Origin of the sequence: Agromyces litoreus (assembly GCF_040496015.1) — a bacterium.
GTDB classification, from domain to species: Bacteria; Actinomycetota; Actinomycetes; order Actinomycetales; family Microbacteriaceae; genus Agromyces; species Agromyces litoreus.
This window is the reverse complement of record NZ_JBEPKA010000025.1, coordinates 1-26,493: the sequence shown is the minus strand read 5'-3', so window position 1 is coordinate 26,493 and position 26,493 is coordinate 1. Positions and strand designations below refer to the sequence as shown.

Annotated in this window: 24 protein-coding genes; 15 read left to right on the top strand and 9 right to left on the bottom strand. The window is 73.3% G+C overall.

Features of this window, described 5'->3' with window-relative positions; all coding sequences use genetic code 11:
- Nucleotides 1-62: 62 nt before the first annotated feature.
- From ABME01_RS15190 to ABME01_RS15170, 5 genes are all read left to right on the top strand, one after another.
- Nucleotides 63-503, top strand: coding sequence for a MerR family transcriptional regulator (locus ABME01_RS15190; RefSeq protein ID WP_353829269.1), 441 nt, complete (start codon nt 63-65; stop codon nt 501-503).
- Between the two features lie 138 nt (nt 504-641).
- Nucleotides 642-1,367 carry an ABC transporter ATP-binding protein gene (locus ABME01_RS15185; protein WP_353829268.1) on the top strand — a complete coding sequence of 242 codons (726 nt, stop codon included), beginning with the start codon at nt 642-644 and terminating at the stop codon, nt 1,365-1,367.
- On the top strand, nt 1,364-2,662 hold the full coding sequence (locus ABME01_RS15180; protein WP_353829267.1) for an ABC transporter permease: 1,299 nt from the start codon (nt 1,364-1,366) through the stop codon (nt 2,660-2,662). The genes ABME01_RS15185 and ABME01_RS15180 overlap by 4 nt, the downstream gene beginning before the upstream one ends.
- Nucleotides 2,663-2,758: 96 nt before the next feature.
- Complete coding sequence (locus ABME01_RS15175) at nt 2,759-4,030, top strand: sensor histidine kinase (RefSeq protein ID WP_353829266.1); 1,272 nt, start codon at nt 2,759-2,761, stop codon at nt 4,028-4,030.
- Nucleotides 4,030-4,719 carry a response regulator gene (locus ABME01_RS15170; RefSeq protein WP_353829265.1) on the top strand — a complete coding sequence of 230 codons (690 nt, stop codon included), beginning with the start codon at nt 4,030-4,032 and terminating at the stop codon, nt 4,717-4,719. Before ABME01_RS15175 ends, ABME01_RS15170 begins: the two co-directional genes overlap by 1 nt.
- 46 nt (nt 4,720-4,765) lie before the next feature.
- On the opposite strand, the gene ABME01_RS15165 is transcribed toward ABME01_RS15170, so the two are convergent.
- Both ABME01_RS15165 and ABME01_RS15160 read right to left on the bottom strand, forming a co-directional pair.
- Nucleotides 4,766-4,948 carry a hypothetical protein gene (locus tag ABME01_RS15165; RefSeq protein ID WP_353829264.1) on the bottom strand — a complete coding sequence of 61 codons (183 nt, stop codon included), beginning with the start codon at nt 4,946-4,948 and terminating at the stop codon, nt 4,766-4,768.
- 72 nt (nt 4,949-5,020) lie between these two features.
- A complete protein-coding gene (locus ABME01_RS15160) occupies nt 5,021-5,692 on the bottom strand; it encodes a YdeI/OmpD-associated family protein (protein ID WP_353829263.1) in 672 nt (223 codons plus the stop codon).
- Nucleotides 5,693-5,769: 77 nt separating this feature from the next.
- Between ABME01_RS15160 and ABME01_RS15155 the strand changes: the two genes are divergently transcribed.
- From ABME01_RS15155 to ABME01_RS15135, 5 genes are all read left to right on the top strand, one after another.
- A complete protein-coding gene (locus ABME01_RS15155) occupies nt 5,770-6,099 on the top strand; it encodes a nuclear transport factor 2 family protein (protein ID WP_353829262.1) in 330 nt (109 codons plus the stop codon).
- A 78-nt stretch (nt 6,100-6,177) separates the two neighbouring features.
- Complete coding sequence (locus ABME01_RS15150; RefSeq protein WP_353829261.1) at nt 6,178-6,534, top strand: three-helix bundle dimerization domain-containing protein; 357 nt, start codon at nt 6,178-6,180, stop codon at nt 6,532-6,534.
- 60 nt (nt 6,535-6,594) lie between these two features.
- A complete protein-coding gene (locus tag ABME01_RS15145) occupies nt 6,595-7,095 on the top strand; it encodes a bifunctional nuclease family protein (RefSeq protein WP_353829260.1) in 501 nt (166 codons plus the stop codon).
- A gap of 44 nt (nt 7,096-7,139) precedes the next feature.
- Complete coding sequence (locus tag ABME01_RS15140; protein ID WP_353829259.1) at nt 7,140-8,045, top strand: potassium channel family protein; 906 nt, start codon at nt 7,140-7,142, stop codon at nt 8,043-8,045.
- A 37-nt stretch (nt 8,046-8,082) separates the two neighbouring features.
- On the top strand, nt 8,083-8,883 hold the full coding sequence (locus tag ABME01_RS15135) for an alpha/beta fold hydrolase (RefSeq protein ID WP_353829258.1): 801 nt from the start codon (nt 8,083-8,085) through the stop codon (nt 8,881-8,883).
- Here ABME01_RS15135 and ABME01_RS15130 read toward each other — a convergent pair.
- Nucleotides 8,880-9,233: a CHY zinc finger protein gene (locus ABME01_RS15130; RefSeq protein WP_353829257.1), complete on the bottom strand. Its 354-nt coding sequence runs from the start codon at nt 9,231-9,233 to the stop codon at nt 8,880-8,882. The genes ABME01_RS15135 and ABME01_RS15130 overlap by 4 nt on opposite strands.
- On the bottom strand, nt 9,230-9,943 hold the full coding sequence (locus ABME01_RS15125; RefSeq protein WP_353829256.1) for a DUF6518 family protein: 714 nt from the start codon (nt 9,941-9,943) through the stop codon (nt 9,230-9,232). Before ABME01_RS15125 ends, ABME01_RS15130 begins: the two co-directional genes overlap by 4 nt.
- 114 nt (nt 9,944-10,057) lie before the next feature.
- Here ABME01_RS15125 and ABME01_RS15120 point away from each other — a divergent pair, with 114 nt between their 5' ends.
- Nucleotides 10,058-10,987, top strand: coding sequence for an oxygenase MpaB family protein (locus ABME01_RS15120; RefSeq protein WP_353829255.1), 930 nt, complete (start codon nt 10,058-10,060; stop codon nt 10,985-10,987).
- A 34-nt stretch (nt 10,988-11,021) separates the two neighbouring features.
- Here ABME01_RS15120 and ABME01_RS15115 read toward each other — a convergent pair whose 3' ends face one another.
- The gene (locus tag ABME01_RS15115) at nt 11,022-12,986 is read right to left on the bottom strand and encodes an MDR family MFS transporter (protein WP_353829254.1); all 1,965 of its coding nucleotides are present in this window, start codon (nt 12,984-12,986) and stop codon (nt 11,022-11,024) included.
- A gap of 116 nt (nt 12,987-13,102) precedes the next feature.
- Here ABME01_RS15115 and ABME01_RS15110 point away from each other — a divergent pair, with 116 nt between their 5' ends.
- Both ABME01_RS15110 and ABME01_RS15105 read left to right on the top strand, forming a co-directional pair.
- Nucleotides 13,103-14,947 (top strand): gluzincin family metallopeptidase, encoded by a 1,845-nt coding sequence (locus tag ABME01_RS15110; protein WP_353829253.1) that lies wholly within the window; start codon nt 13,103-13,105, stop codon nt 14,945-14,947.
- Between the two features lies 1 nt (nt 14,948).
- Entirely contained in the window at nt 14,949-16,256 is a 1,308-nt protein-coding gene (locus tag ABME01_RS15105; protein WP_353829252.1) for a ComEC/Rec2 family competence protein, read from the top strand.
- Here ABME01_RS15105 and merB read toward each other — a convergent pair.
- On the bottom strand, nt 16,243-16,971 hold the full coding sequence (gene merB, locus ABME01_RS15100) for an organomercurial lyase (protein ID WP_353829251.1): 729 nt from the start codon (nt 16,969-16,971) through the stop codon (nt 16,243-16,245). The genes ABME01_RS15105 and merB overlap by 14 nt on opposite strands.
- Nucleotides 16,972-17,097: 126 nt before the next feature.
- Here merB and nhaA point away from each other — a divergent pair, with 126 nt between their 5' ends.
- Nucleotides 17,098-18,975, top strand: coding sequence for a Na+/H+ antiporter NhaA (gene nhaA / locus ABME01_RS15095; protein WP_353829250.1), 1,878 nt, complete (start codon nt 17,098-17,100; stop codon nt 18,973-18,975).
- A 64-nt stretch (nt 18,976-19,039) separates the two neighbouring features.
- On the opposite strand, the gene ABME01_RS15090 is transcribed toward nhaA, so the two are convergent.
- Nucleotides 19,040-20,905 (bottom strand): hypothetical protein, encoded by a 1,866-nt coding sequence (locus ABME01_RS15090; protein WP_353829249.1) that lies wholly within the window; start codon nt 20,903-20,905, stop codon nt 19,040-19,042.
- Nucleotide 20,906: 1 nt separating this feature from the next.
- The gene (locus ABME01_RS15085) at nt 20,907-23,759 is read right to left on the bottom strand and encodes an MMPL family transporter (RefSeq protein WP_353829248.1); all 2,853 of its coding nucleotides are present in this window, start codon (nt 23,757-23,759) and stop codon (nt 20,907-20,909) included.
- A 230-nt stretch (nt 23,760-23,989) separates the two neighbouring features.
- Here ABME01_RS15085 and ABME01_RS15080 point away from each other — a divergent pair, with 230 nt between their 5' ends.
- Nucleotides 23,990-25,534, top strand: coding sequence for a SulP family inorganic anion transporter (locus tag ABME01_RS15080; RefSeq protein ID WP_353829247.1), 1,545 nt, complete (start codon nt 23,990-23,992; stop codon nt 25,532-25,534).
- Between the two features lie 73 nt (nt 25,535-25,607).
- Here ABME01_RS15080 and ABME01_RS15075 read toward each other — a convergent pair.
- Nucleotides 25,608-26,493, bottom strand: an 886-nt coding sequence (locus ABME01_RS15075; RefSeq protein ID WP_353829246.1) for an MFS transporter, incomplete at its 5' end; no start/stop codon positions are given.

The window sequence follows — 26,493 nt, the reverse complement described above, 5'->3', positions numbered from 1 at the left end:
GGGTGGTGACCATGCTCCCGACGCTACGATTTCGAGTGCACTCGAAGTCAAGGAGACGAGAGATGGCCATCGAGCAGTCCGCGGCCGAACCGGCGTACCGCATCGGCGAGCTGGCCGCGCTCACGGGCATGAGCGTCCACACGCTGCGCTGGTACGAGTCCAGGGGACTCTTCCCGGCCGATATCCCGCGCACCTCGGCCGGCCGCCGCGTCTACGGCGAGCAGGCGATCGGATGGCTCCGCCTCCTCGCGCGGCTGCGCGACTCCGGCATGCCGGTCTCCGAGATCTCCAAGTACGCCGATCTCGTGCGCGCCGGCGACGGCAACGAGCACGAGCGCGTCGAGCTCATGGAGGCGCACGCCCGTTCCCTCGATGAGCAGATCGATCGGCTGCTCGCCTCGCGCGAGGCCATCCGCACGAAGATCCGGGCCTACCGGCACCTGCTCGCCGAGCGCGGCATCGACCTGCCGGACGCGGGCGGCCCGGGCGACGTGGAGAGCTGACCCCGGCCGTCGCGGCCGTCGCGTACTGCGATCGCGGTACGCGAAGATCGGGCGATCGGAGGACGCGCCATCCGGTGCCGGCGCGTTGACTGGGAGAGCGTCGCAGAACCGTGCGGCGCACCCGTCGAGAGGAACCCGATGCCCACCCCCGTCCTGCACGCCCACGACCTGCGGAAGTCGTACGGTCGCGGCGAGACCCGGTTCGACGCCCTGCGCGGCGTCGACGTCGACGTGAACGCCGGCGAGGCGCTCGCGATCGTCGGCAAGTCCGGCTCCGGCAAGTCGACCCTCATGCACCTGCTCGCCCTGCTCGACCGCCCGACCTCCGGCCGGGTGCTGCTGAACGGCGTGCCCGCGGAGCAGCTCCGCGGCCGTGAGCTGAACCGGGTGCGCAACCAGACGTTCGGCTTCGTGTTCCAGCAGTTCTTCCTCACTCCGAGTGCGACCGTGCTCGAGAACGTGATCCTCCCGCTGAAGATCGCCGGCGTCGGCCGGGCCGAGCGGCGTCGCCGCGGCATGGAGGCGCTCGAGCAGCTCGACCTCGCCGACAAGGCGCGCAACCGCGCCACCGACCTCTCGGGCGGCCAGAAGCAGCGCGTCGTCATCGCCCGTGCCCTGGTCAACGACCCGCAGGTGATCTTCGCCGACGAGCCGACCGGCAACCTGGACACCGCGACCGGCGCGGCGGTCGAGGACATCCTGTTCGGCCTGAACCGCGAACGCGGCATCACGCTCGTCGTCGTCACGCACGACGAGGACCTGGCCGAGCGCTGCGACCGGCGCATCACCGTGCGCGACGGCCGCATCGAGTCGACCGTGTCCGCCGCGGCCTCCGGCCGCCCGGTCGAGGAGGTGGCCGCGTGAAGTCGCTCGACGTCGTCGGCTCGGCCGTCGCCAACACGTTCCGCTCGAAGACCCGCACGATCCTCACGGTCGTCGCGATCTTCATCGGTGCGTTCACCCTCACCATCACCACGGGCCTCGGCACCGGGATCAACCGCTACATCGACCAGACGATGGCGCAGATCGGCGCCTCGGACGTGATGACCGTCGCGCACGAGGCGGAGGAGCCCGCCGACTCCGGTCCGCGCGAGTACGACCCGACCGCGATCGCGGCCCCCGAGCCCGGAGCGGGCGTGCCGATCACCGGCGCCACGGTGCAGCCGATCATCGACGACGACCTCGACGCGATCGCCGAGATCGACGGCGTGCTCTCGGTCGAGCCCGTGCGGGCGCTCGACGTCGACTACGTCGAGGCGGAGTCCGGCACGCGCTACGAGATCGGGGTCGGCGCGTTCCTCCCGGGGATGCAGGTGGCGCTCGCCGCGGGCGAGCAGCCCGACACCGGCGCCGGCGACGCGCAGGTCGCCATCCCCGCCGACTTCGTCGAACCGCTCGGCTTCGACTCCGACCAGGACGCGATCGGGAGCGAGGTCGTCTTCGGCCTCGCGGATGCCACGGGCGCCGACCGCACCGTCACGGCCACCGTCGTGGGTGTCTCGGAGGCCGGCCTCGCCGGCAGCTCCGCGACGGCGACGCCGAACACGGCGCTGACCGATGAGCTGTACGCCGCGCAGCAGGCCGGTGCCCCCGCCGAGGCGCCGGCCGCGACGGCAGCCGTGCGGTTCGACCCGGCGCTGGGCGACGAGGCGACCCAGGCGCTGCGCGACGACCTCGCCGACGCGGGCTTCGCCTCGACGACGGTCGAGGACCAGATCGGGGCGTTCAAGGCCGTCATCGACGGGATCGTCCTCGTCCTGAACGCCTTCGCGGTGATCGCGCTGTTCGCGGCGGGCTTCGGCATCGTGAACACGCTGCTCATGTCGGTGCAGGAACGCACCCGCGAGATCGGGCTCATGAAGGCCATGGGCATGGGGTCGGGGCGCGTCTTCGGGCTCTTCAGCTCGGAGGCCACGTTCATCGGCTTCCTGGGGTCGGCGCTCGGCGTCGTGCTGGGGATGGCGGCCGGCACCGCCGTCGGGACGGTGGTCGGCACGACGCTGCTCGCCGACCTGCCGGGCCTCACGCTCATCGCGTTCGATCCGGCGGCCGTGGCCGGGATCGTGCTGCTCGTCATGGCGATCGCCTTCCTCGCGGGGACGATCCCCGCGGCGCGCGCGGCGCGGCAGGACCCGATCTCCTCGCTGCGCTACGAGTAGCCGGCCGGGCGGTCGCGCAGGTCGCGCGCCGCGCGGGCGGGTCGGAACCGCGTTTCCGACCCGCCCGCATCGATCGGGATGGGTGAGGATCGACGTATGAGCGAGCAGGCGAGCACCGCCGCGAGCCCCGGTGAGCGCATCCCGGCGTGGGCCTGGGACGTGCTCGTCGTCGTGCTGTCGGTCACCTCGGTGCTGCCGCCCTACCGCGGGCCGGCGCCGCTGCTCACGGCGGCCGACCTGCCGCTCGCGCTCGCGCTCGCCGCGGCCCAGGCCGGCTTCCTCCTCCTTCGTCGTCGCGTCCCGCTCGCGGCCTACGCCGGCGCGTGGGGACTGATGGTGGTCGGGGCCGCCCTCGTCGGCAGCGCCATCCCGTTCGTCACGGCGACCTCGATCGCCGCGTACGGCCTCGCGAAGCGGGCGCCGCGCCGCGTCGCCCTGACGGCGGTGCTCGCGTCGGTCGTGCTCATCGCGATCGTCGAGGTCGTCGCCGGGTCGATCTCGGGTTTCGACCCCCGGATCCTGGCCACCCCGGCGATCCTCGCGTTCGCCGGTGCCGCGGGGGATGCCACGCGCTCGCGCCGGGCGGCCGTCGCCGCGCTCGCGGAGCGGGCCGAGCGCGCCGAGGCCACGCGCGAGTCGGAGGCCCGTCGCCGCGTCGCCGAGGAGCGGCTGCGCATCGCGCGGGACCTGCATGACGCGGTGGCCCACCAGATCGCCGTCATCAACCTCCAGTCCGGGGTCGCGGCGCGCGCCATCGAGGAGGGTCGCGAGCCCGACCTGCCCGCCGCGCGTGCGTCGCTGGCGGTCTCCGCGAGGGCCGCGCGCCAAGTGCTCGGCGAGATCGGCGACCTCCTCGGAGGGCTGCGCACGGACGCCGACGACGAGGCGTCGGCGTCGCCGCCCGAGGGGCTCGACGACCTCGACCGGCTGGTCGGCGCCTTCGCCGAGACGGGACTGCGCGTCACCGTGCGCCGCGAGCGCGCGGAGGTGCCGGGGGAGGTGTCGCCGTCCGTGGACCGGGCCGCCTACCGTGTCCTGCACGAGGCGCTGACCAACGCGCACAAGCACGGCGCGGGCGACCGCGCGCACGTGCTCGTCGAGCACGGCGCGGCGACGCTCGCCCTCACCGTCACGAATCCGATCGACTCCGCCCCCTCGGCGCGCGAGCGGGAGACCGGCGCGGCGGCCGACGACGAGCGGATCGAGGGCGGCCATGGCCTGCTCGGCCTGCGGGAGCGCGTCGCGGCGGTGCGCGGCAGCATCCGGACCGGTCGGGAGCCGGGCGGCGTCTTCCGGCTCCGCGCGGAGTTCCCGGTGGGCGCGCGCGTGGCGCGATCGGGCGACGGGTCCGCGGGGGGTGGGCGCTGATGTATCCGACCCGCGTGCTGGTCGCCGACGACCAGCCCCTCATCCGCCAGGCCGTGAGCGCCCTGCTCGCCGCGGAGGACTCGATCGAGGTCGTCGGCGAGGCCGCCGACGGCGCTGCGGCGGTCACGCTCGCGCGCGAACTCGAACCCGACGTCGTGCTCATGGACATCCGGATGCCCGGACTCGACGGCATCGAGGCGACGCGCCGCATCGGCGCCGACCCGGCGCTCGTCGCGGTGCGGGTGCTCGTGCTCACCACCTTCGAGGAGGACGAGAACGTGGTGCGCGCGCTCCAGGCGGGCGCCTCGGGCTTCATCGGCAAGGGCACCGAGCCAGGCGCGCTCGTCGACGCGGTGCGCACGGTGCACGCCGGCGAGGCCCTGCTCTCGCCGTCCGCGACCCGGGTGCTCGTCGAGCGGTACGTGCGCAGCGGGCCCGTGCCGCCGCCCACGGCGTCGAGCGAGCTCGGTGCCGCGCTGGCGACGCTGACCGACCGCGAGCGCGAGGTGCTCGTGCTCGTCGCCACCGGCCTCTCGAACGACGAGATCGCCGAGCGGCTCGTGATCTCGCGGCACACCGCGAAGACCCACGTCAACCGCGTGATGGCCAAGCTCGGCGCCCACGATCGGGCGCAGCTCGTGATCATCGCCTACGAGGCGGGACTGGTCCGCCCGGGCGGGGGCGTCTGAGCGCTCGCCGGCGTGCGACGTGGGTCGAGGCTCGGCGCGCTCGGGCTCAGCGCCCGCGGAGCCCGGAGATGCGCACGACCGTCTCGGGCAGTCCGTCGTCGGTGACCTCTCGGTCGGTGGACATCGCGACGTCCGACGTGTCGTAGGGCTTCGACAGCCGGTCGAGGATCGCGGCCTCGTCTCCGTCGGCGGGCGGCCGCGCGAGGCCGCTGAACGTCGATTCCCCCATGGCCCGATGCTACGTGGCGGGGCGTCGGATGGACACCGTGCGTGCGCGCCCGGGCGCCGCGGCACCCGGGCGTCAGTCGTCGCCGGTGGCGGCGCGGGCGGCGGCTGCGGCCCGCTCGACCCACTTCGGCGTCGTGCCGTAGCGCTGGAACGGTACGAGGCGGCCCGCCGCGCTGTCGTCGATGAGCTGTGCGAGGCGGCGGTCGCGAGTGGCCTCCTGCTTCGCGGTGAGCACCCAGTGCACGACCTCGCGCCGGTAGCCGGGCGACGCCTCCGCCCAGAACGCTGACGCCGCGGCATCCGCCGCGAGGCGCTCGGCGTACTTCGCCGGGAACTCCCGGTCGGGGTTCTCGAACGAGTACACGCCCGTGCGGTCCTCGCGCCGCTGCTCATAGGCCGCGATCCCCTCGGGGCGCATGCGGCCCTCGGCGGTGAGCCGCTCGATCAGGGCGACGTTCACGGCCGACCAGACGCTGCCGGCCTTGCGCGGGGTCCATCGCTGGCGGGTGGTGTCCTCGTCGATGCGCTGCGCCTTCGAGTCGATCCAGCCGAAGCACAGCGCCTCGGGCACGGCCTGCTCCCAGGTGAGTCCACGGTCGGCGACGTGCTTCTTGTTCAGCCCCATCCACAGCTCGGTCGCCGTCGCGTGGTTCGCCTCGAGCCACGCGCGGAACTCCTCCGGCCCGGAGAAGAACAGCGCCGGGCGCTCGGGCGTGCCGCCGGGCGTGCCGATGGGTCCGGTCATGTCCACGAGTCTGGCAGGCCCCGCCGACGCGGCGCACGGGACGTGCGCCTCCCCGACGCCGACCGTAGGGTGAGCGCATGACCGACACGACGATGCCGACCGCCATCCAGTCGTTCATCGACACCACCAACGCCGGTGACTCCGAGGGCTTCGTCGCCTGCTTCACCGAGGACGCGTACCTGAACGACTGGGGACGCGAGTTCCACGGGCGCGACGGGGTCGCGAGCTGGAACGAGAGCGACAACATCGGCACGGGCGCGCGCTTCGACGTGCAGGGCGTACGGGCCGGGCGGATGCCGGAGCAGTTCCTGGTGACCCTCACCGTGACGGGCGGCGGGTACAACGGCCCCGGCCTGTTCACCTTCGACCTCCGTGACGGGCTCATCGCCCGATTCCTCATCGCCTAGCCCGGCGCGTCGCGCCGCTCGCGCCCGTCCCGCCCGCGCTCGGTTGCGCACGGTCGTGCCATGCCGCACACTGCATCCATGAGCAGTGGCCCCGACGAGCAGCAGGGGGTCGAGCACGTCGTCACCCGCATGCTCCAGCGGTACCCCTCCCTCGCGCCCGAGCGCGTGCGCGAAGTCGTCGACGAGGAGCATCGACGGTTCGACGGCGGGCGCGTGCGCGACTTCATCCCCGTGCTCGTCGAGCGCGCGACGAAGAAGCGCCTCGACGCCGAGGCCGAGCACGTGGACCTGCCGCCGGACGATGCCGCGCTCGCCGCGGCCGACGAGGTGCGGCGGTCCGACGGCGCCGAGGTCGACCCGATGGAGGTCGACCGTCGCCGCGAGTCGAAGGGCGCGACGTACCTGAACGGCGACCTCGGGGGCCACACGGCCTGACCGGCCCGCGGGCGCCGCCGTACGATGGCATGACCACCCGAACGCCAGACGGGAGTCGTCATGGTCCAGGTCCGCGTCCTCGGGGTCGCGCTCGATGCCGCCCGCCAGCACATCGTCCTGCTCAAGCCGATCGACGAGGTCGGCGGTGAGGGCCGCGTGCTCCCGATCTGGATCGGCGAGCAGGAGGCCACCTCCATCCTGATCGCGCTCGGTGGCGATCACGCGCCGCGACCGCTCACCCACGACCTCATGGTGACCCTCACGGGCGCGCTCGACAGCCGCGTCGAGCGGATCGAGGTGACGCGCATCGAGGAGGGCACCTTCTACGCCCTGCTCACGCTCGCGACGCCGACCGGCCCGCTCGTCATCGACTGCCGGCCCTCGGATGCCATCGGGCTCGCCGTCCGCGTCGACGCGCAGCTGTACGTCGCCGACGAGGTCATGGACGAGGCGGGAATCCCGGCCGAGATGGTCGAGCACCACGACAGCGACGACGAGGAGAAGCTCGAGGAGTTCAAGAAGTTCCTCGACGACGTCGACCCGGAGGACTTCCAGGGCTGACCGGCGCCGACGGCGGGTCCGCGAGGCGCCCGTAGCATTGGCGGATGAGTGCGCTGTGGGTCGTCATCGGAGTCGTCCTCATCGCCGTCGGGCTCGATGAGGTCTTCCGCACGGTACTCCACCCCACGGGTCGCGGTCGGCTTTCGAACCTCGCGGCCCGCTCCACGTGGGCGCTGACCTCGCGCGCCGGGCGGCGGGCGCGCACGGTCGCGGGCCCGATCGCCGCAGTCGCGGTCGTCACGGTGTGGGCGGCACTCCAGGTGGTCGGGTGGGCGCTCGTCTACCTGCCCTTCGTTCCCGACGGGTTCGAGTACAACCCGGGCCTCGATCCCGAGGCGTATCCGGCGGTGGTCGAGGCGTTCTACTTCTCGACCGTCAACATGTCGACGCTCGGTCTCGGCGACGTCTACCCGACCGACTTCTGGTTGCGCGTCTTCGCGCCGTTGCAGGGACTGATCGGTTTCGCGCTGCTCACCGCGGCCGTCGCCTGGTTCCTCCAGCTCTACCCGGAACTCGGACGACGGCGCACGCTCGCCCTGCGCATCGCGCTGATCCGGCGGGCCGACACGGCCGGGCATCTCCTGAGCATGGAGTCGGCGACCTCGAGCGGGCTCCTCGACTCGCTCACCGCGGGGCTCGCCCAGTCGAGGGTCGACGTGTGGCAGAACTCCGAGTCGTTCTACTTCACGGAGGCCGAGGCCACTCCCTCGCTGGCCGCGCAGCTGCCGTACGCGCTGGAGCTGGCCAAGCTCGCACGACGCTCGTCGGACCGCACCGTCCGCAACAGCGGCCAGATGCTCGAGGAGGCGATCGACGACTTCGCCGACGTGCTCCGCGACCGCTTCATGCGGGGCGTGCGCGGCACCGACGCGGTCCTGGCCGAGTACGCCCGTCAGCACCGCCAGCGACCCGCTGCACCCGACGAGTCCGGCGACCCGGCACTCGACTGACCGGCGCCCGACCACGGGGCACCGGCAGAATGGCCGCATGGATGCCGTCAGCCCAGCCAGGATCGACATGCCCGCCCCGCAGTTCGTGATGTCGGCGGAGGGGCGGCGCATCGCGACCTACCTCTGGGGGGACGAGGACGCGCCGACCGTGCTCTGCGTGCACGGCTTCGCCTCGAACTGCCGTGACAACTGGGTGAGCACCGGCTGGGTGCGCGACCTCCGCGCAGCCGGCTTCCGCGTCCTCGGCGTCGACCAGCGCGGCCACGGCGCGAGCGACACGCCCCACGAGGCGACCGCGTACACGATGGACGCGCTCGTCGGCGACCTGGTGACCGTCCTCGACACGTACCTGATCGACACCGTGCGCTACGTCGGCTACTCGCTCGGCGCGCGCGTGGGATGGCAGGTCGCGGTGCAGGTGCCCGAACGCATCGAGCGGGCCGTGCTCGGCGGTATCCCCGACGGACGTCCGCTCGCGCGCATGCAGGTCGAGCAGGCACGGGCGTACGTCGCGGATGGCACCCCCGTCGAGGACTCCGCCACGCGGAACTACGTCACGCTCGCCGAGCGCGTCACCGGCAACGACCTCCTCGCGCTCATCGCGCTCGCCGAGGGCATGCGCGACGGCGACGCGGACCCCGACGCGGCGAACCCGCCGCCGCAGCCGATCCTGTTCGCCACCGGCACCGAGGACGCGATCATCGAGCAGTCCCGCGCACTCGCCGCCGCCACACCGCACGGCGCGTTCGCGGAGATCCCGGGCCGGCACCACTTCAATGCGCCGGGTTCCGGCGACTTCCGGCGCGACGCGATCGCGTTCCTCCGGGAGGACGCCTAGCTCGCGGGCGTCGACGTCTCGAAGTACAGGTGGGTGTGCAGGCGGCAGCGCGGGTTGAAGGCGGCACCGCAGGCCGGGCACGCATCGACGTCGAGATAGGCCTCGATGGGCAGCTCCACGCCGCAGGCCCCGCAGAGCACCGCGCGCGTCGCGTGCTCCGCCACCGGCCACCGGCGTGCCGGGTGCCCGGTGGCCTCCTCGTGGCAGAGGTGGCACGGGTAGTACTCGCCGCAGCACGCGAAGCGGATCGCGACGATGTCGACCTCGGTGCGGTAGTGCACGCAGCGCGTCTGGTCGTCGACCACCGCGCCGCGCACCCGCGGGCGTGTGGATGGGGCGTCGTGCGTCATGTCATCCATGATCCCTGGAAGACGAGGATCGGCAGGAGCACGAACGCCGACCAGAACAGGCCCGCGACGAGCACCGTCCCAAGGAGGGCCGCGAGCACGAGCCCCCACGGCCTGACCCGGAGCGCCCCGACGACGAGCACGGACGTGCCGATCGCGATCTCGGTCCACCACCACGTCGGGTCGGTGGTGCCGGCGATCACGGTGAGCCCGTACGCGCCCTCGCCGATGAGCACGCCGGCGAGCACCGACGTGCCGAGCACCAGCTGCATGCCCCGACGGCGCAGCGCATGCGCCGCGGACCCGATCACCGGCCCCGCGATCGCCCCGATGATCGCCCACGCGGCAGGATCGAACTCGATACCGCGCCATCCGGATGCCACGGCGTATCCGAGCGTGAGCGCGACGAAGGCCCCGGCCCCGGCGACGGCCGCCTCCGGATAGCCGCGCGCGAGCAGCAGGACCAGCACGGCGGTCGGGATCATCCACCCGCCGGCCGAGTTCGCGAGGGGGACCGCCTCGGGCGCGAGGAGCAGCTGTCCGAACGAGGTGAGCATCCCGAGACCGAGGGCGATCGCGACGACCAGCGCGATGCGTCGTGCCGCGGCGATCCACGGATGGCGCGGCGCAGGGCGGGGCGGCGGCGTCGCGTCGGGGCGCCCGACCTCGGGGCGCGCGCCCGATGACGGTGCGGGTGCCGCGGATCGAGCCATTCCTGCACGCTAGACGTGATCGTGCCGTTCCGCGTCATCCGCGCGGCGGACTCGCAGGTCGCGTTCGCAGCGCCTTCGCAGCCGCCGCCCACGGGCAGCGCCTACGGTCGGGGTATGGGCCCGAGCGATTCGGATGGCGGCGGCGGGGGAGAGCGCCGCAGCCGGTGGCGGCCCGTGCGCACCCGACGGACGGAGCCGCCCGCATGGACCCGCGCGCTCCGCGAGGGCGACGACGCCGGGCTGTTCGGCCCGGGCAGTGCGGTCTGGGCCGTCAACGGCGCACTGCCCACGCTGGTCGCCGGCATCCGCGCCCTGCTCCTGCAGACGCTGCACCCGGGGGCCATGGCCGGCGTGCACGACCACTCCCGCTACCGCGAGGATCCGCTCGGCCGGCTCGACGGCACCGTTCGCTGGGTGGCGACGACGACCTTCGGCGACCGCCGCGCCGCAGCCGGGGCGTGCACGATGGTCACGCGGCTGCACGATCGGGTCACGGGAACCTACGTCGACGTCCGCGGCGAGGCGCGCCCCTACGCGGCGAACGATCCGGAGCTCCTCCGATGGGTCCACGACGCGTTCACCGAGGCCTTCATCGGCGCCCACGAGCACTGGGGCGGGCCGATCCCCGGAGGACCCGACGCCTACGTGCGCGAGTGGGCCGAGGTCGGCCGGCTCATGGGCGTGCCGGACCCGCCCGTCACGGTCGCGCAGCTGCGCGGCGAGCTCGACCGCTTCCTCGCCGACGCCAAGCCCGACGAACGGGTCGTCGAGGCGGTCCGGTTCATCAGGCGGCCGGGGCTCCCCGGGCTCGCCGGCCTGGCCTACCCGATCCTGTTCGGGGGTGCGGTCGCCTCGCTCGCGCCGCGCGAGCGCGAGCTGCTGGGCCTGCGTCGGCCGTGGTGGCCGGCGATCACGCTCACCCGGCTCGTGCTCGCGGTCGGCGTGGCCATGCTCGGGCGGATGTCGCCGAGCGAGCGGAACGCGCGGGCGCGCCTCGCGGGACTCGCGGGCGCGCCGGAGTCCGAGGACGCGCGTCGCGCCTGATCCCGCCGCGCGCGCGACGGCGCCGTCGCGGCCGTCAGTCGCGCCGCTCGTGATGCGCGGCGTCGCCGCCCGGCTCGACCATCGCACCGAACTCGTCGGCGGCCATCGTCGCGATCACGCCCGTGTCGGCGCGGTCCTCCTCGGGCTCGGCGGCACCGCCCGCACCCACCGCCACGGGGACCGGCGCCGGCGACTCGGCGGCCTCGCTCGCGGCGCGGGCGTCGGCGGCCTCCTGCAGCGCCGACTTCGCGCGCAGCGGCGGGGTCCGGAAGAACAGCGAGAGCACGAAGGCGATGAGGACCACGCCGAGGGCGACCCAGTAGACCTGCACGGCCGACGCGTTGAAGCCGATGAGGAAGGGGGCGGCGAGCCGCGGGTCGGCTCCCGTGAGGAACGAGGTGTCGTCGAGCGCCTCGCCGCCGACGGAGCCCTCGCCGTCGGCCGCGTCGTCGAGCGCCTGCTGCACCTGCGGGAGGACCTGGTCCACGACCTGGGCGCGCGTGGCGTCGTCCGCCAGGTCGAGCTGCGGCGGCAGCCCCTGGGTGATCGGCTCCACGACGGGCGCGTAGACGGTCGCCATGATCTCGGCGTTCGCCGGGGCCTCCGCGACGGTCGGATCGAGCGCGGCGTCGAGCGCGTCGGAGAGCGTCGCCTCGTCGGAGAACGACCCGGTGATGTTCGCCGGCATCAGCGTGAACAGCAGCGAGAGCAGCACCGCGGTGCCCGCCGTGCCGCCGATCTGGCGGAAGAACGTGGACGCGCTCGTCGCGACGCCCATGTCGCGCAGCCCGACCGAGTTCTGGCTCGCGATCGTGAGGGTCTGCATGAGCTGGCCGAGTCCGAGGCCGATGAGCACCATCGCGCCGGCCATGACCCAGTACGACGACCCGACGGTGAGCGTCGTGAGGTCGAGGAACCCGGCGGCCAGCAGCGCCGTGCCGAGGATCGGGAAGATCCGGTAGTGGCCGGTGCGGGCGATGATCTGGCCGCTGCCGATCGAGGCGATCATGAGGCCGAGGATCATCGGCAGCATCTGGAACCCGCTCTCGGTCGGCGTCGAGCCGAAGACGAGCTGGAGGTACAGCGGGATGGTGAGCATCGCGCCGAACATGCCGAAACCGACGAACACGCCGATCACCGTGGCCATCGAGAACGTTCCCGAGCGGAACAGCTTGAGCGGGATGATCGCGTCGTCGCCCATGCGCCGCTCGATGAGCACGAACGCGACGAGGCCGAGCACGCCGACGGCGTAGCAGGCGATCGCGATCGGGCTCGCCCAGCCCCAGTCGCGGCCCTCCTCGGCCACGAGCAGCAGCGGCACGAGGCCGACGATGATCGCGCTCGCGCCCCACCAGTCGATCCGCACGCTCGGATGGCCGTGTCGGGGCAGGTGCAGGAACCGCAGCACCATGGCGAGCGCCACGACGCCGACGGGCACGTTGACCAGGAACACCCAGCGCCATCCCGAGATGAACAGGATCTCGTCGGCGCCCGCGAACAGCCCGCCGACGAGCGGGCCGACGAGGCTCGAGACGCCGAAGACCGCGAGGAAGTAGCCCTGGTACCTGGCGCGCTCGCGCGGCGCGAGCATGTCGCCCATGATCGCGAGCGGCATCGACATGAGCCCGCCGGCTCCGAGGCCCTGGATGGCGCGGAACGCGGCGAGTTCGAGCATGGAGGTGGAGAAGCTGGCGAGCAGCGAGCCGACCATGAAGATCACGATCGCGGCGATGAACAGCGGCCTGCGCCCGAAGATGTCGGAGAGCTTGCCGTAGATCGGCGTCGAGATCGTCGAGACGATCAGGTAGGCGGTCGTGACCCATGCCTGCTGGCTGAGCCCGTCGAGGTCGTCGCCGATGGTGCGGATGGCGGTGCCGACGACGGTCTGGTCGAGGGCCGAGAGGAACATGCCGGCCATCAGGCCGAAGATCACGAAGAGGATCTGCCGATGGGACATCAGCGGCGTGGAGGCCGGAGCGGGGTTCGCGGGAGTGGTCATGACAGGGTGCATCGTAGTCCCGCTCAGGGACGTCCCTGTTGCCGATCGCGCCCCGGATGGCTAGCTTCGGCCCTGCAGGGCAGCATCCGGAGATCCGCTCGACGAGGAGGCGCGCGATGCTCTCCAACCACCACAACATCCCCGAGGTCCAGCCGCCCGATCGGCGGCGCCTCCGCGCGTTCGCGTTCGACCCGATGAGCTCGCGGCTCAGCGGCGAGTTCCTCACGATCGACATCCCGTTCGAGACGCGGCTGAAGCCGGGTCCGGACGGCGAGCTCGTGCAGGTCGTCGACTACGACGCGTCGCGCCGGTGCTGGTACCAACCCGTCGACCTCGATGATCCGCCCGTGCTCGCGCAGGAGGGCCTGCGGCCGTCCGAGAGCGACCCGCGATCGCACCAGCAGATCGTGTACGCCGTGACGATGAGCGTGATCGAGCGGTTCCAGCGCTTCACCGGCCGGCGCTTCCGGTGGCGCGGGGACGAGCGGCTGCGCCTCGTGCCGCACGCCTTCTACGGCCGGAACGCCTACTTCGACCCTGATCGGCGCGCGGTGCTCTTCGGCTACTACCGTGCGGCGGACTCCGACACGCAGGCGAACCTCCCGCACCAGCTCATGTTCACGTGCCTGTCGGTGGACATCATCGCCCACGAGGTCACGCACGCGATCGTGCACCGGATGCGCCCGCTGTTCACGATCGCGACGAACGCCGACGTCTACGCGTTCCACGAGGCGTTCGCCGACCTGGTCGCGCTGTTCCACCACTTCCTGTTCCGCGAGATCGTGGAGGACTTCGTCGCCGCGTCCCGCAGCGAGCTGTCCGACGCGTCGGCCCTGCTCTCCCTCGCCGACGAGTTCGGGCGCTCGACCGGCCGGGGCGGCCCGCTGCGCTCCGCGGTGGGCTCGGAGCCCGACCCGGCGGCCTTCGAGGCGACCCACGAACCGCACCGGCGCGGTGCGATCTTCGTCGCGGCGGTGTTCGACGCGTACCTCGCCACGTACAAGGCGCAGATCGCCGACCTGCGCCGGCTCGCGACGGGCGGATCGGGGGTGCTCGGCGACGGCGAGCTCGCCCCCGACCTCGTGCGCCGCATCGCCGGCGAGGCGGTGCGCAACGCCGACCGCCTGCTCGGCATGGTGGTGCGCGGGTTCGACTACCTGCCGCCCGTCGACGTGACCTTCGGCGACGTCGTCCGCGCGGTGATCACGGCCGACCGCGACCTCTTCCCCGACGACGTGATCCACCTGCGCGGCCACCTCGTCGAATCGCTCCGGCGCCGCGGCATCTTCCCGCCCGGGGTGGTCTCGCTCGCCGACCAGGCCCTCCTGTGGCGTCGTCCGGTCGCCGACCTCGACCTCACGGAGGGCGATGCGGCCGTCGACCTCGGGGGACTGATCCTCGACTCGACGATCAAGCTGGACCCGAGCGCGACGCCGCAGCAGGCGGCGGGTCGCGCCGCGCGCGACCGCTCCGAGCCCGTCTTCGCGCAGACCTCGGACTGGGCCGAGGCGCACGCGATCGAGCTCGGGCTCGATCCCGACGCCGGCGGGTTCCGCGTGCTCGGCATGCACGTCGGCTTCCAGGGCGCCGCCGACGGGCAGTCGCATCCGCGCATCTTCATCCAGCTCGTGCAGCGGCGCGAGGACCTCGAGGTCGGCGAGGACCGCGACACCCGCACGCGCCTGCACGCCGGCTGCACGGTGATCGCGAACGTCGACGGCCGCGTGAACTGGGTCGTGCCCAAGCCCCTGCCCTACCGCAACCCCGAGGCGCTCGACCTCCTCGCCGACCCCCTCCGGTCGTACGCCAGGGAGCAGCACGCGGCGGGCGTGCAGCGACTGCGCGACATCCGGGCCTGGCTGGGGGAGGTCGAGGACGAGGACCCCCTCGCGATCTGGCTCGAGGAGCCGGCGATCTCGCGCCTCACCTTCGCGAGCCTGCACGGCCCGGAGGAGGACTGACATGTCCGAGGCGACCGTCACGATCCGCATGTACAACCCCGGGTTCGGCGACTGCTTCCTCGTCACCGTCGCCGACGGCGAGGCGTCGTGGCGGATGCTCATCGACTGCGGCGTGCACAGCCACGGGCGCGCGCCCGTCGAGGGCGGCACTCGCCCGATCGGCGACGTGGTCGCCGCCGTCATCGCGCAGCTGGCCGACGAGAGCCCGGACGGGCAGCCGCGCCTCGACGTCGTGGCGGCCACGCACCGCCACTCCGACCACGTCTCCGGCTTCGCCGACGACGCCTGGGCGGGCGTCGAGGTCGGCGAGGTCTGGGTGCCGTTCGTGGAGGACGAAGCCGATCCGGACGGGCGCGCGCTCCGGCACGGCTTCGCCGCCTCCGCCGAGGCGCTGCACGGGCTCATCGAGCTCGCCGCCGCCGACGGCGGAGCGGGCGATGCGTGGCCCGAGGGGCTCGAACTGGCGATGGAGTTCGCCGTGAACTCCGGACCGAACCTCGACGCGGCGGCCCGCCTCGTCGACGGCGGATTCAAGGGCGGCGCCGCGGCGCACGAGGTGCGCTTCCTGCCCTACCGGCACGAGGAGCTCAACCGCATCGCGCTGCCCGTCCCGGGCGCCGTCGTGCACGTGCTCGGGCCCTCGCGGGACCCGGAGGACCTCAAGCGGATGGATCCGCCGACCGCCGTCCGCTGGCTCGGGGAAGCCGCGGGGGAGCTCGGCGAGGGCGACGCGCGGCGCGACATCTTCGATCCGATGTACGCCCTGCCGCGCGACGACCCGGGCGACCGGATCCCGATCGAGCTGGTCCGCGCCCGCGACGGCATGCGCCTGGACCGGCTCGCGCTCGACGAGGCCGCGCTGCTGCGTGCGGCGTCGGTGCTCGAGCGGTCGGTGAACAACACGAGCCTCTTCCTCGTGCTCGACGTGCGGGGCACCCGCTTCGTCTTCGTCGGCGACGCGCAGCACGGCGCGTGGCGGCACGTGCTCGACGACCCCCACGCGCGGGAGCTCGTCACGGGGGCCGTGTTCTACAAGGTCGGCCACCACGGCTCGCACAACGCGACGCCGAAGCCGGTGGCCGCCGACCTCCTGCGTGCGGGCGGCGTCGCGATGGTGCCGGTCGGCACCGTGAAGCGGTGGAAGGACACCATCCCGGAGCACCTGATCCTCGAGGCGCTGCACGACGCGGGCGCCCACGTCGTCCGCGCCGACGAGCCGGACACGGGCGAGGAGGCGTGGGGCGACGACCTCGGGTTCCGCGTCGGCCCGGACGGCCTGTGGAGCGAGGTGCGCTTCAGCGTGCCGTGACGCCGGTTGCGGCCGGGTCGTCGTCGAGGCCCCAGAACGCGCCGGACAGCCCCACGCTCGCGAAGTACGAGCGCGCCTCGGAGGGCTCGCGCCGCACGTACGGCGAGTCGAGGCGGCCGTCGTACCAGTGCGCGGCCAGGCGCCACAGCGTCGCGAGGTCGAACACCGAGCCGCGCACGTTGCCGGTCGCCCTGAGCCAGTCGTCGACGCACCGCTCGTCGCAGAAGATGCGCTGGTGCCCGCACGTGTGCACGACGTCGTCCCAGATATGGGCGGTCGGCACGAGGAAGTGGGCGACCTCGTCGCCCGCGGGCGGTCCGTCGCGGTCGACGACGTAGGCGTGCGGGGTGCCGCAGGCCGGGCACGTGGTCGCCACGAGCACCTCGTCGACGCCGGGCACCAGGTTGGGGATCGCGAACGCGTCCCACGCGCATCCGCCCCACCAGAGCGTGCGTTCGCCCATGACGGAGAACCCGAGGTTGATGCTCGCGAACGGGTGCGCCATCACGATCCGGCCGTCCGAGTCGAGGACGACGTGCCGTTGCGCGGCGAGATCGGCCAGCGCGCGGTCGACCGCCGCGGCATCCAGCCCGGCGGCTGTTCCGAGCGCCTCGCGCGACGGCGCGCGGCCGTCGCCCGCGAACCCGCGGTACACCGCCATCCGGACGCGCTCGGCCCCGTCGGCCCGAGCGGGCTCGGTCGTCTCGTGCACCATGCGCCGCACGCTACGCGGCTGCACGCACCCCACGCGGCCCCCGAACGGGGTCGCCGACGCCCGACGCGCCGCCGGGTTCGCCGGGAACCCTGCCGAGAACGCCGGAACGGCACCTAGCATTGGCGCATGAGTGCGCAGGCCCAGGCGCCGGACACCACCACCAGCGGCGTCCGCCGAAAGGTGCGGCTGCGCCGCGGCTCGAGCGACCGGGCGGCGGCGGCGTTGCTGCTCGCGGGCACCCTGCTCGCGATCCTCTGGGCGAACTCGCCGTGGGGATCGACCTACGAGGCGTTCTGGGAGACCGAACTCGACATCGGGATCGGCCAGCTGCAGTTCCATGCGACGCTGCACGAGGTCGTCAACGACGTGCTCATGACGTTCTTCTTCTTCGTGGTCGGCCTCGAGGTCAAGCGCGAGTTCACGATCGGCGAGCTCACCGACCGCTCGCGTGCGATCGTGCCGGTCGTCGCGGCGATCGCGGGCCTCGTGGTGCCCGCGCTCATGTTCGTGCTCATCGCCCTGCCGACCGGCGAGGTCGGGGCCTGGGGCATCGTCATCTCGACCGACACCGCGTTCCTGCTCGGCGCCCTCGCGATCATCGGACCCCGGTTCCCGGCGCGCCTGCGCACGTTCCTGCTCACCCTCGCCGTCGTCGACGACGTCGGCGCGCTCCTGGCGATCGGCATCTTCTACAACAGCGGGCTCGACCCCGTCCCGCTCGCGATCGCGGTCGTGCTCATGGTCGCGATCGCGCTCGTGCGCTTCCTGCGCGCGGGCCGCGGCATCTCGTACGCCCTGCTCGGCGCGGCGCTGTGGATCGCGATCCTCGCGGCCGGCATCCACCCCACGCTCGCCGGCGTCGCGATCGCGCTGCTCATCCCGGTGTTCCCGCCGCGGCGGGTCGACGTCGAGCGCACGGCCGAGCTCACGCGCGCGTTCCGCGAGTCGCCGAACGCGCAGTACGCCGCGGCCGTGAACCGCAGCCTCCGCGACTCGCTGTCCATCAACGACCGGCTGCAGGCCGAGTGGGGGCCGTACATCGCCTTCCTCGTGTTGCCGATCTTCGCGCTGGCGAACGCCGGCGTGCACCTGGACGCCGAGACGCTGGGCGCCGCGTTCACGTCGCCGCTCACGTGGGCGATCATCGCCGGCCTCGTGCTCGGCAAGTTCGTCGGCATCACCGGCGCCACCGCCCTCGTGGTCGCGACGAAGATGGGCCGGCTCGCGCCGGGACTCCGGATGCCCCGCGTCGCCGGCGGCGCGGCGCTCTCGGGCATCGGGTTCACGATCTCGCTCTTCATCGTCGGCCTCGCGATCTCCGATCCCGAGACCCAGGACCACGCCCGGGTCGGCGTCCTCACGGCCTCGGTCGTCGCCTTCGCCCTGGGCTGGGCGGTGTTCCTCGTCGCCGACCGGCTGTGGCCGCCGGCGCCCGTGGGGAAGGTCCTCGTGCGGCCCTTCGACGCGGAGCGCGACCACTACCGGGGTCGTCCCGACGCGCCGTACACGATCGTCGAGTACGGCGACTTCGAGTGCCCGTTCTGCAGCCGGGCGACCGGGTCCATCGACGCCGTGCTCGAGCACTTCGGCGACGACGTCCGGTGGGTGTGGCGCCACCTGCCGCTCGAGTCCGTGCATCCGCACGCGAAGCTCGCGGCCCAGGCGTACGAGGCGGCGGCCCTCCAGGGGCGCTTCCTCGACATGTCGCACATGCTCTTCACCCACCAGGACGCCCTCGAGCCCGACGACCTGTGCCGGTACGCGAACGAGATCGGGCTCGACGTCGACCGGTTCCTCGAGGACCTGCGGTCGCCCTCGGTGGTGCGCCGCGTGGAGGACGACCAGATCGACGCCGAGCTCATGGACCTGCACTCCACCCCGACGTTCTTCGTCGGGGGGAAGCGTCACATCGGGCCGTGGGACTCGCGGACGCTCATCCGCGCGCTCGAGGCCTCGGCCCGGCCCGCACCGGACGCCGCGGCCGGCGGGTCGGCGGCCCGCTGACGGCCCCGCCGCCACGCGGAGCCGGGAAGGGACGTGTCGCGGCGACCGCGACGTCGGCAGGTTCTCACGCGCTCGGAGCGCGGTGCCGCGAGACGCCGGCGACCACGAGCGCCGCCCCGATCGCGGCGTACACGGCGAGGGCGACGAGGTCGCCCCACCCCGACCCCACGCCCAGCCCGGCGAGCAGCAGGTCGTGCCCGGGCCCGGTCGGAAGGAGCCCGGCGGCCGTGACGAAGAACGCCGGGACGGTCGAGGAGACGCCCGCCGCCAGGGCGATCACGGCCGCGACCGTCGCGACCGTCCGCCCGGGCCCGCCGAAGGCGGCCGCGAGGCCGTGGTTGACGAGCGCGAACACCGCCCCGGCCGCGATCGCCGCCGCGAGGAACCCGAGCCTGGGCGCGAGGTCGACGTCGATGACGGGGAGCAGGACGGCGCCGACGAGCGCGCCCTGCGCCGCCCCGAGGGCGACGCCGGGGCCGATGGCGCGACCGGCGATCCCGACCGTCGAGTCCGCGGTGAGCAGTCGCCGACGCGGGACCGCGCGGCGCGCCAGCGCGAGGACGATCCCGCCGACCCAGAGCGCGAGGACGGCGAACAGCGGCGCCGACTGGCTGCCGTCCGGCGGCACCGTGACGTCGGTGCGCGCGGGTCGCGCGACGACGGCCGAGAGCGTCGTGATGTCGGACTCCGAGTACGTCGGGATCTGCTCGACCGCCTCGGCGAGCCCGTCCGAGAGCTGGTCGGCGCCGGAGGAGGTCTCGTCGGCGCCGGATGCGACCTCCTGGGCACCCTCGTTCACCGAGGCGCCGCCCGATGCGCTCTCGTCCGCGCCTGCGGCGACCTCGTTCGCGCCGGCAGCGGACTGGTCGATCCCCGAGACGAGCGGGGGCATGCCCGCGGCGAGCTGCGCGTTGCCCGCGGCGACCTGGTCGGCGCCGGAGGCGAGCGCCTGGACGTCGCCGTCGACCGCTTCGACCCGGCTCAGCACCGCGGCGGCGCGGGTGCACAGCGGACCGGGTCGCTCCGCGCAGAGGTCGTCGACGAGCGCGGCGAAGTCGTCGGTCGCGCCGGCGAGTGCCGCCGCGCCCGCGTCGAGCGCCGCGGCGACCTGCGCCGACCCGGTCGCGAGCTGCGCGGTGTCGGCGGGCAGCGACTGCACCGAGGCGTCGATCTGCGCGAGGCCGGAGGCGAGCGACGCGGCCCCGGCATCGAGCGTGTCCAGGCCGGATGACAGCTGGGCGGTCCCGGCCGCGAGCGAACCCGCGCCGCCGGCGAGGCTCGCGGCGCCCGACGCGAGCTCGGCGGCGCCGTCGGCCGCCTGCCCGATCTGCTCGTTGATGGTGTTGAAGCCCTCGTACACGTTGCCGAGGTAGCGCTCGGTCAGCTGCGCGTTGAAGGTCGCGACCGCGGCCTGCGTGATCACCTCGGTGAGCGCGGGATCGAGGTACGCGGTCGCGGGCGTCGTCCGCACGTGCAGCACGGCCTGCACGGCGTCCGCCGCGGGACCGGAGATCGAGGTCGCGTCGGCCGAGAACGACGACGGGATCGTCACGACCGCGGCGTACCGGCCGTCGCGGAGCCCGCTCGCCGCGTCGTCGTCGTTGGTGAGGATCCACGTGAAGTTCGGCTCCGAGGGCGCGGGCGTGGCCGTGGCGTCGGGGCCGGGGTCGTCCGGTGCGCCGCTGCCGGCGGTGCCGCCGATGAGGCCGGCCGCGAACTCGCGCCCGAGCGGCACGGTCTGCCCGTTCAGCTGCACCGGGGTGTCGTCGTTCACGACGGCCGCGGTGACGCGGTCGAGGTCCTGCACCGGGGCCGCGAGGCCCCACGCGAGCAGCCCGGCGACGATGAGCGGAACCGCGAGCACCCCGATGATGCCGAGGAGGCCCAGTCGGTCGGAGCCCTCGACGGAGGAGAACGTCGGCTCGGACACGTCAGGTCACCGCCGATGGTTCGGGTGCGGGCGCGGGTGCGAGCCGGGCCGTCACCGGCGGCGTCCCCGCGGGGAGCACCGACTCGGCGGCGGCCGGCGTGGAGGCCGTCACGACGATCGTGAGCGCGTGGCCGGTGCGCCGCTCGGCGCCGTGCCGTGCCCCGGTGAGGACCTCGCGCAGCTCCTCGCGGATGTCGGCGTCCGGCACCGCGTCGACGTCGTCGAGCACGACGATGCGCGCATCGCCCGACGTCGCGTCGACGACCGCGCCGACCGGGTCGGCCACCGCCCCGAGCCCGACCACGGCCGTGCGCCGGCGCACGGTCGCGGCCCGCACCGGGAGCACCAGCCCCGCGACCTTCACGCGCTCGCCGGTCACACGCGCGCGCCCCGTCAGGCCGAGCACGGCGGCGCGGCGGTCCGCCGCCGTGCCGCCGGAGAGCACCAGCGCTCCGCCGTCCGGCACGCGGAGGTCGAGGCGCGCGGATGCGGCCGTCGCGAGGAGGCCGTCCGCCGCGATCGCCTCGGTCGCGCCGGGCGAGGGCCAGTCGGACAGCGCGTCCTCCTCCGCCAGTCCCTCGCCCTCCACGTCGAAGTGCGGCAGCGCCCGGTCGAGCGACGCCGGGAACCACCAGGCGTGGCGGCCGAACCACGCGAGCACGGCGGGCGTCAGCGTCATCCGCACGATGAAGGCGTCGATCGCGACCCCGGTGGCCAGGCCGAAGGCGATGGGCTGCATCGACGCCTCGCCGTTGAGGATGAAGCCGCTGAAGACCGTGAACATGATGATCGCAGCGGCGGTGACCACGCGCGCCGACGCGTGGAAGCCGCCCTCGATCGCGGGTCGCGGTTCGCCGTGCTTCAGGAACTCCTCGCGCATGCGGCTGACCAGGAACACCTCGTAGTCCATCGCGAGGCCGAACAGCACGCCCATGACGATGATCGGCATGAAGCTCGTGACCGCGCCCACCGACTGCACGTTGAGCGGCCCCGCCAGCACTCCGTCGACGAACACGAGGCTCGTCAGGCCGAAGCCGGCGCCGATGGACAGCACGTACCCGAGCGCCGCCGTGATCGGCACCACGATGGAGCGGAACACCATCGCCAGCAGCACGAGCGAGAGCCCGACGACGAGCAGGCCGAACGGCAGCAGCGCGCTCCCGAGCCGCTGCGAGATGTCGATGCCGAGCGCGGTGACGCCGGTGACCGACAGGTCGACCGCGTACTCCTCGAGGTAGACGTCCTGCATCCCTCGCAGGCGGTGGACCAGCTGCTCGGTCGCCTCCGAGGCGGGTGCGCCCTGCGGGATCACCTGGATGACCGCGGTGTCACCGGTCTCGTTCGGCGTGGCGAGCGGGACCGCCGCGACGCCCGGGACGCTCGCGATGTCGTCGCCGAGGTCGTCGACGAGCGTGACGGGATCGGTGCTCTGGATGACCGAGCCGGTGAGGATCAGCGGCCCGTTCGCGCCGGCGCCGAAGTGCTCGGCGATCAGGTCGTAGGTGACCCGGCCGGGGGCGCCCTCGGGCAGCGAACCCGAGTCGGGCAGGGCCAGCCGCAGGTTCGCGGCGGGCAGTGCCGCGAGCGCGAGCACGGCGGTGACGAGCACGACCGTGACCGGGGGCCAGCGGATGGCGCCGCGCACCCAGTGCCCGAAGAACCCGCCGGGGCGGGCGGGTGCGGGGTCGCCCGCGGTCGCTGCATCGGTGGTGCCCGCTGGATCCGTCGTGCCGTGGTCGGGGTGCGGCGGGTCGGCGGCCGCGCTCGCCGGGGCGTCCGGGCCCTCGCCGTCGGGCTCCGCGGCGTCCGTCCGCCCGCCGGGCCGATAGCGCTTCGGCACGATCCGCCACTTCGCGAACCCGAGCAGCGCCGGCGTGAGCGTGAGTGCGACGAGCGCCGCGCTCATGACGGCGAGGGCCGCGCTGATCCCGGTCAGCGTGAGGAACGGGATGCGGGCGACGCTGAGCCCGATGAGCGCGATGACGACCGTCATCGCGGCGAACACGACGGCCGAGCCGGCGGTCGCGACCGCGCGCGGCGCGGACTCCTCGGGGGGCATCCCGCGCTTCACCTGGTCCTGGTGCCGGGAGACGATGAACAGGGAGTAGTCCACGCCGACGGCGAGGCCGAGCATGACCGCCAGGAGCGGCGCCGTCGAGGTGATGGTCAGCCAGCGCGTCGCGGTCAGCACGACCGCGACCGCCGTGCCGACCCCGACCAGGGCGGTGGTGATGGGCATGCCGGCCGCGACGAGCGAGCCGAAGGTGAGCAGCAGCACGCCGAGCGCGATGAACACGCTCGTCACCTCGCTGAGGCCGATGCCGGGGTTCACCTGCGAGTACAGGGCGCCGCCGACGCTCACCTCGGAGCCGTCGGGCAGGTTCCCCTGCAGCGTGACGCCCTCGGCCTGCAGGGCGGCGGACGTCGACGGCAGGATGTCGACGGCCTGGTCCGTGAGCTGGATGGTCACGAGCACGGCCGAGGAGTCCGAGGCGATGTCGAAGGTCGAGGTGTCGTCGTACGGCGAGCTGACGGCGGAGACCTGCGCGATCCTCCCGAGCGCGGTGATCGCGTCGTCGACGGCGGACTCGAAGTCGGGGTCGGTGACGTCGCCGCCGTCGGGGGCGACGGCGACGAGCTGCGCCGAGGTGCCGGAGAACTGCGGGAAGGTCCGGGCGAGCGCATCGAGCGCGTCCTGCGACTGCGTGCCGGGGAAGGCGTAGGTGTTGTTCGTGCCGGCCCCGAGCAGCGCGGCGAGGGCGAAGAGCAGGGCGAGGACGCCCACCCAGAGCAGCACGACGAGGACGCGAGCGCGGTACGCCCAGCGCCCGAGCGCATGCAGGGTCGAGGACACCTCTCACGCTCCCCCCGAAGCGGCGTCGAACACCCCCAACCTAGCCACGCCGTCGCGCGGGCCGCAACGACCGTGACACGCCCGGATCGGCGCTCGGGCGGGGACCGGGTATGCTGGCGGGTCGGCCCGCGGCATCCGCGGTGCCCCACGGCCCTCGCGGGCCGCGCGCGACGTGGCGCTCACTCGACACCCCCATCGGCTCGAGCCGAGCCCCGCCGAACGGAGACCCCATGTCCGCGCCTGCCCCCGCGCGTCCCGCCCCCGCGCCCGATCCCGCTCGGACCGCCGCGAACGGCGGTTCGCCGTCCGTGCTCACCGCCCTGCGTACCCCGCGGCTGCTCACCCGGGAGGTCCTCGCCGGGCTCGTGGTCGCGCTCGCCCTCATCCCCGAGGCGATCTCGTTCTCGATCATCGCGGGCGTCGACCCGCGCGTCGGGTTGTTCTCGTCGTTCGTGATGGCGGTCTCGATCGCGATCCTCGGCGGTCGCCCGGCGATGATCAGCGCCGCCACGGGCGCCGTCGCGCTCGTGATCGCGCCGGTCGCGCGCGATCACGGCATGGACTACTTCATCGCGACCGTGATCCTCGCCGGCGTGTTCCAGCTGGTGCTCGGCGCCCTCGGCGTGGCGAAGCTCATGCGCTTCATCCCGCGCAGCGTCATGGTCGGCTTCGTGAACTCGCTCGCGATCCTCATCTTCGCGGCGCAGCTGCCGCACCTCATCGGCGTGCCGTGGCTGGTCTACCCGCTCGTCGCGGCGGGCCTCGTGATCATGGTCGGCGTGCCGCGGCTGACGAAGGCGGTGCCGGCGCCGCTGATCGCGATCGTGGTGGTCACGACCGTCGTCGTGGTCGCCGGATGGCAGGTGCCGACCGTGGGCGACGAGGGCGAGCTGCCGGAGAGCCTGCCCGAGCTGTTCATCCCGAACGTGCCGCTCACCTGGGAGACGTTCACGATCATCGCGCCCTTCGCGCTCGCGATGGCGCTCGTGGGCCTGATGGAGTCGCTCATGACGGCCAAGCTCGTCGACGACATCACCGACACCCACTCGCGCAAGACCCGCGAGGCGCTCGGGCAGGGCGCCGCGAACATGCTCTCCGGCCTGTTCGGCGGCATGGGCGGCTGCGCGATGATCGGCCAGACGATGATCAACGTCAAGGTCTCGGGCGCCCGCACCCGGATCTCGACGTTCCTCGCGGGCGTGTTCCTGCTCGTCCTCGTCGTCGGGCTCGGCGACCTGGTCGCGATCATCCCGATGGCCGCGCTCGTGGCCGTCATGGTCATGGTCTCGGTCGCGACCTTCGACTGGCACTCGGTGCGCCTCGCGACGCTGCGGCGCATGCCGAAGTCGGAGACGACCGTGATGGTCGCGACCGTCGCGGTGGTCGTGGCGACCCACAACCTCGCGATCGGCGTGATCGTCGGCGTGCTCGTCGCGATGGTCGCGTTCGCGCGCCGCGTCGCGCACCTGGCGACGGTGACCCGCACCCTCGCGCTCGACGAGCCCGTGCCGACGGCGTACTACGTCGTCGACGGCGAGCTCTTCTTCGCCTCGTCGAACGACCTCACCACCCAGTTCGAGTACGCCGACGACCCCGAGCGCGTGGTCATCGACCTGTCGCGCTCGCACGTGTGGGACGCGTCGACGGTCGCGGCGCTCGACGCGATCACGACGAAGTACGAGCGCCACGGCAAGCGCGCCGTGATCGAGGGGCTCAACGAGGCGAGCACCGCCATGCACGCCCGCCTGGCCGGGCAGCTCGGCGCCGGGCACTGACCCGCGCGCCGGCCGCGGACGCGACGAGGGGCGGATGCCGCGGCATCCGCCCCTCGCCTCGTCCGGGAGGAACTCAGACGTTCAGGTCGACGTCCTTGGTCTCCTTGACCATCGAGACGCCGATGAGCGAGATCACCGCGGCGATCGCGACGTAGAGCCCGATCGTCCACGACATGCCGGTCGCGCCGAGCAGTGCCTCGGCGATCATCGGGGCGAACGCGCCGCCGAGGATGGCGCCGAGCGCGTAGCCGATCGAGACGCCCGAGTAGCGCACCTTCGCCGGGAACATCTCGGCGTAGAGCGCCGCCTGCGGGCCGTACGAGAGGCCGAGGCCGAACGTCATGAGGAACAGCGCCACGAAGTACCAGACGATGTCGCCGGTGTCGATGAGGAACCACATCGGGATCGCCCACAGCGCGAGGAACGCGTAACCGATCTGGAAGGTGCGGATGCGCCCGAGGCGGTCGGAGAGGCGGCCGCCCCAGAGGGTGAACACCAGCCAGCCGAAGGAGGCGAACACGGTCGCGAGGAGCACGGCCGGGCGGTCCATGCCGAGCACCTTGACCGCGTAGGTCGCGAAGTAGGCGATGAGCAGATAGCCGGCCGCGTTGTTCGCGATGAAGATGACGGCGGTGAGCACGACGTTCTTCGTGTTGGTGCGGAAGAGCTCCTTCAGCGGTGCGGAGGACTCCTGCTTGCGCTCCTGCAGCTCCTGGAAGACGGGGCTCTCCTCGACCGCACGGCGGATCAGGTAGCCGACCACGATCAGCACGATCGAGAGCATGAACGGGATGCGCCAGCCCCACTCGAGGAACGCCTCGGCCGACATCGTCGAGGTGATGACCCAGAGCGTGAAGGTCGCGAGGATCATGCCGACCGGCACGCCGATCTGCGGGAACGCGCCGAAGAAGCCGCGCTTGCCCTTCGGGGCGTGCTCGACCGACATCAGGGCCGCGCCG